Below are 5286 nucleotides of genomic sequence, written 5' to 3' on the forward strand. Positions count from 1 at the left end.
AATAATTTGCCAACATTCGAGAAAGTATCGGAGAAATTCTTAAGGACTTATGCAAATATAAAAGGTGTTGAAATTATCGAGGGCCATCTCATGCCGGATCATGTGCACATGCTGGTGAGTATTCCTCCAAAAATCAGTGTATCAAGTTTCATGGGGTACCTGAAAGGAAAAAGCTCATTGATGATTTTCGATAAGCATGCAAACCTGAAGTACAAATTTGGCAATAGGAAATTCTTGGCGGAAGGATATTTCGTCAGTACGGTAGGACTCAATGAGGTAACGGTCAAAAAATACATTCAGCAGCAAGAGAAGCATGATATTCTGCAAGATCGAGTAAGTACCCGAGAATACCAAAACCCCTTCCAGGGGTAAGCCAAAGCGGCAAGGGCACTGGGCTTGAACAAAGTGAAAGCCAGCGCCTTTAGACGCTGGCCGGTAACAAGCCCTTATAGGGCTGGAGCAAACCACCCGCTATGCGGGTGGTTTTGATTTGTCGTGTTTCAGGGGCGCCGGCGGAGTCCGCACTCTTGCCCGGCTCGCCACGGCAGGGCAGAGTGCTTATAGTATATTGAATGAAGCTAACATCTGAACCGCAACGCACTGAGGCAGATATGACCACGAGCACACAACAACTGGACGCCATGATTGAGCGCGTCCGCGCCGCGCAGGCCGTTTTCGCCCGCTACGACCAGGGACAGGTGGACGCCATTTTCCACCACGCGGCGGCCGCCGCCACTTCCAAGCGTATCGCCCTGGCCAAAATGGCTGTGGAGGAAACCGGCATGGGCATTCTGGAGGACAAGGTGATCAAGAATCACTTTGCCTCGGAATACGTCTACAATAAGTATAAGGACAGCAAGACCTGCGGGATCATTGAGGACGACCCGGTTTCCGGCTATCGCGAAATAGCCGCGCCCCTGGGATTGGTGGCGGGCATCGTGCCCACCACCAATCCCACGTCCACGGCCATTTTCAAGGCCTTGCTCTGTCTCAAGACCCGCAACGGAATCATCTTTTCGCCGCATCCGCGCGCCAAACGCAGCACCAGGGCGGCGGCCATGATCATTTTGAAGGCAGCCGTGGAAGCCGGGGCCCCGGAAAACATCATCGACTGCCTGGAGGAACCCTCGCCGGAACTGACCCAGCACCTCATGAGCCACCGAAGCGTCAACCTGATTCTGGCCACCGGCGGGCCGGGCATGGTGCGCGCGGCCTACAGCTCCGGCACTCCGGCCATCGGCGTGGGCGCGGGCAACACGCCGGTGATCATCGACGCCACGGCTGACGTCAAGATGGCGGTCAATTCCATCCTGCTCAGCAAGACGTTTGACAACGGTATGATCTGCGCCTCGGAACAGACCGTGGTGGTCGAAGCCGCCATTGCCGACGCCGTGCGCGAGGAATTCATCCGGCGCGGGGCCTGGTTCGCCGACGAGGGGCAAAGCGAGGCCCTGGCCAAAACCCTCTTTCTGGACGGCGCGCTGAACAGCGCCATTGTGGGGCAGTCCGCCGCGCGCATCGCGGCCATGGCCGGGATCTCCCTGCCGGAAAGCACCAAGGTGCTCATTGCCGAGCGCCCGGCGGTCAGGCCCGACGATCCCTTTGCCCACGAAAAACTTTCGCCGGTGCTGGGCTTTTACCGCGTGCCGGATTTTCCGGCCGCCGTGGACACGGCCCAGAGCCTGGTGCTGCTGGGCGGGGCCGGGCACACCTCGGTGCTCTATACCCGCGAAAGCAACGCGGAGCATATCCAGGCCTTTGAGGACGCCATGACCACCGGGCGGGTGCTGGTCAACATGCCCGCCTCGCAGGGAGCCATCGGCGACGTGTACAACTTCCGCGTCGCGCCGTCCCTGACGCTGGGCTGCGGCAGTTGGGGCGGCAATTCCGTCAGCGAAAACATCGGGGTGAAACATCTCATGAACGTCAAGACCGTGGCCTGCCGCCGTGAGAACATGCTCTGGTTCCGCGTGCCGCCCAAGATTTACTTCAAGCTCGGGGCGCTGCGTCCGGCATTGGAGGAATACAAGGACCGCCGCCGGGCCTGCATCATCACGGACACGACCATGGAACAACTGGGGCACGTGCGCAAGGTGAGCGAAGTGCTGGAAAACATGGGCATGGAGGTACGCGTTTTTTCCGGCGTGCAGCCCGATCCGGACATCGCCACGGCCCAGAAAGCTCTGGATATGGTCAACGCCTTTCAGCCGGACATGTTCATTGCTTTGGGCGGCGGCTCGCCCATGGACGCGGCCAAGATCATCTGGCTGCTCTACGAGGTGCCGGATATCAGGTTCGACGACATTGCCCTGCGCTTCATGGACATCCGCAAGCGGGTGGTCTCCTTCCCGGATTTGGGCAAAAAGGCTGTGATGGTGGCCATTCCCACCACGTCCGGCACCGGCTCGGAAGTGACGCCCTTTGCGGTGATCACCGACAACCGCACCGGCGTCAAATATCCGCTTGCCGACTACGCCCTGACCCCGGACATGGCCATTGTGGACCCGGAGTTCGTCATGGACCTGCCGCCCTCGCTGATCGCCAATGCGGGCCTGGACGTGCTGACCCATGCCGTTGAGGCCTACACCTCCACCCTTGCCACCAATTTCGCGGACGGCCAGGCCATGGAGGCCGTGCGCCTGGTCTTCAAGTATCTGCGCCGCTCCTATGCGGGCGGCGAGGAACGGCTGATCCCGCGCGAAAAAATGCACTACGCGGCCACCATGGCGGGCATGGCCTTTGCCAACGCCTTCCTGGGCGTCTGCCACTCCCTGGCGCATACCCTGGGTTCCTATTTCCATCTGCCGCACGGTCTGGCTAACGCCATCCTGCTGTCCTACGTCATCGAGTACAACGCCACGGACACGCCCACCAAGCAGGGCATGCTGCCCCAGTACAAATACCCTTGGGTCAAGGGCCGCTATGCCCGCATCGCGGACATGCTGCATCTGGCCGACGACGTGGAGGGGGACGGGCCCGATGCGCGCGCGGAAAAGACAGCCCGCCTGGTGCGGGCCATCGAGGCTCTCAAGCGTGACCTGGGCATTCCCGCGTCCCTGCGCGAAGCGGGCATTGCGGAAGCCGATTTCCTGCAAAAGCTGGACGAGATGGCCGAACAGGCCTTTGACGACCAGTGCACGGCTTCCAATCCGCGTTATCCGCTCATCGCGGAACTCAAGGAGCTGTACCGCAAGGCCTATTACGGCGAGCCGCTGGCTTCGTCGGCATAAAAGCATTGCGTCCGGACTGAAGCGCGCCCCGATGCGGCAAACATCGGGGCGCGCCGTTAAGGGCGCGGGTTGTCCAGACCGCGCCCGCTTGCGGCCGGGGGAGGAGATGAAGAGCCTCCCGGCCGCAAATTTTTTTGTTACGCCGCTTTCAGCTCCCGGATCAGGTCCGTGAGGCCCTGGGCCTGGGCGGCCAGGTCGGACACGGCTTTGGCCGCCTCGGCCATGGCCTCGGCGGTCTGCCTGGACATGTCGTTGACCTGAACGATGGACTGGTTGATCTCCTCGCTGGCGGCGGACTGCTCCTCGCTGGCCGTGGCAATGGCGTTGACCTGGTCCGCCGTGGCCTCCACGGTGGCCACGATTTCTTCCAGAGCCACGCCGGATTGCCCGGCGAGCTCCGTGGCCTCGCCGATGCGTTCCACGGACTGCTCCACGCCTTCCATGCTCTTGGCCGTGCTTTCCTGGATGGCCTTGATGGCATTGCCCACGTCCGTGGTGGAGGCCATGGTCTTTTCAGCGAGCTTGCGCACCTCGTCGGCCACCACGGCGAAACCGCGCCCGGCTTCGCCCGCTCGGGCGGCTTCAATGGCCGCGTTGAGGGCCAGCAGATTGGTTTGGTCCGCTATGTCCGAGATCACGCCCATGATCCGGGTAATGTCCTGGGCGTGCTCGTTGAGCTGGGCCATGTCCTCCTTGAGGGCCAAGGACATCTGGTGCACATCCTTAATGCTGCGCACGGCCTTTTCCACCACCTGGGCCCCGGCCTCGGCCTTCTGTTTGGTTTCAGCGGAAGCGCTGGAAGCGGAACCGGCATTTTTGGCCACTTCCTGGACAGTGGCGTTCATTTCGTTCATGGCCGTGGCCGCTTCGGACAGGCGCTGGGCGGACTCGGCCGCGCCCCGGTCGGATTGCTCGATCTGGGCCGAAAGCTCGGTAGAGGCCGAGGAAACCACGCCGCCCACCTGCTCCAGCCTGTCGGCGGCCACCAGCATGGCTTCGGTCTTGGATTGGGCTTCCTGGCTCGCGGCCTCGGCCTGGGTCATGGCTTCCTGGGCCTTGGCGGATTGCTCCCTGGCGTTTTCCGACTCGCGTTGGGCATTGTCGATGTGGGTTTTCAGGGCGTTGACCATTTCCACAATGGAACCGTACACGCCCAGTTTTGCGCCCCCGTCGTCCACATCGTAGTCGCCGTCCACCACGCGCCGGGCGATATTGTTCAGCTCGCCGGGGTCCTTGCCGAGTTGGCGCAGGGTACCGCGCACGAGCAGCAGGGTCAGGATAACGGCTATCAGCACGGCGGCCACCACCAGACAGATGCCCATCAACCGCGAATCGGCATATGCGGCGTCGCTCTCGGCATTGATCTGCGCGATGGTGCTGTTGACCGCCTCCAGCAGAGCGGCGAGACTTTCGCTCATCTTGTAATATGCCGTACGCGATTCGCCGAACATCAGAGACAGGGCTTCTTCTGTATGGTTTTCACGGGAAAGGCCGAGCACTTTCCGACTTACGGCGCGATACGTCTCGCGGGCGGCCAGATATTCCTGAAAAGCCTGTTTGGCCTGAGGACTGACAAGCACCTCGCCAAGTTTTTTGATATTTCCGGCGATGACGCCCTCCCATTTCCCCTGTCTGGTTTCGTATTCCCGCATTTGGGCCGCATCGGTAGTGTAGATGTGCAGAATTTCGGCCATGCGGTATTCCGAAGCCGCGTTGTTCATTGCGTCCGCATTCGCCAGGCTCGGAATCAGCCGGGCGGCCATCAGGCTGGACACGTCATTGACGCTGGCCATCTGCATGATCAGATACACGCCCAGAACACCCATGAGCACGGCCAGAGACCCCATGCTCGCCGCAATTTTCGTCGAGAGCTTCATAATCCATGTACCTCCAGAGAAACAGGTTGGGCCGCCAGCATGTTCCGGACGGGAAAGAGCACGCCGATAAAAAAGCAACCGTCGCCCATGGACAAAACATCCAGGGCGACGGTTGCTCCCGACGAGGAAAATGTTGCTGACTTCAGATAATGAAAAAGCCTACAGTCTCTCTCTCTCTC

Annotated in this window: 3 protein-coding genes and 1 pseudogene; 2 read left to right on the plus strand and 2 right to left on the minus strand. The window is 60.8% G+C overall.

The window, feature by feature from the left end; all coding sequences use genetic code 11:
- Positions 1–5: 5 nt before the first annotated feature.
- A pseudogene (gene tnpA, locus HMPREF1022_RS00345) lies at positions 6–372 on the plus strand (IS200/IS605 family transposase); the annotation flags it as partial.
- Positions 373–611: 239 nt separating this feature from the next.
- Complete coding sequence (adhE, locus tag HMPREF1022_RS00350) at positions 612–3230, plus strand: bifunctional acetaldehyde-CoA/alcohol dehydrogenase (protein WP_009301379.1); 2619 nt, start codon at positions 612–614, stop codon at positions 3228–3230.
- A gap of 137 nt (positions 3231–3367) precedes the next feature.
- Here the strand turns inward: adhE and HMPREF1022_RS00355 are convergent, their stop codons facing one another.
- Positions 3368–5107: a methyl-accepting chemotaxis protein gene (locus HMPREF1022_RS00355; protein WP_009301380.1), complete on the minus strand. Its 1740-nt coding sequence runs from the start codon at positions 5105–5107 to the stop codon at positions 3368–3370.
- A partial coding sequence (locus HMPREF1022_RS18765; RefSeq protein ID WP_232221511.1) for a hypothetical protein occupies positions 5104–5286 on the minus strand: 183 nt, incomplete at its 5' end. The genes HMPREF1022_RS18765 and HMPREF1022_RS00355, both read right to left, overlap by 4 nt.

The organism is Desulfovibrio sp. 6_1_46AFAA (genome assembly GCF_000224635.1).
In the GTDB taxonomy this organism is placed as follows: Bacteria; Desulfobacterota; Desulfovibrionia; order Desulfovibrionales; family Desulfovibrionaceae; genus Desulfovibrio; species Desulfovibrio fairfieldensis.

Excerpts from the sequence above, each read along its gene's own strand:
- adhE (WP_009301379.1), top strand. The coding sequence starts at position 612 with ATGACCACGAGCACACAACAACTGGACGCCATGATTGAGCGCGTCCGC.
- HMPREF1022_RS00355 (WP_009301380.1), bottom strand. The coding sequence starts at position 5,107 with ATGAAGCTCTCGACGAAAATTGCGGCGAGCATGGGGTCTCTGGCCGTG.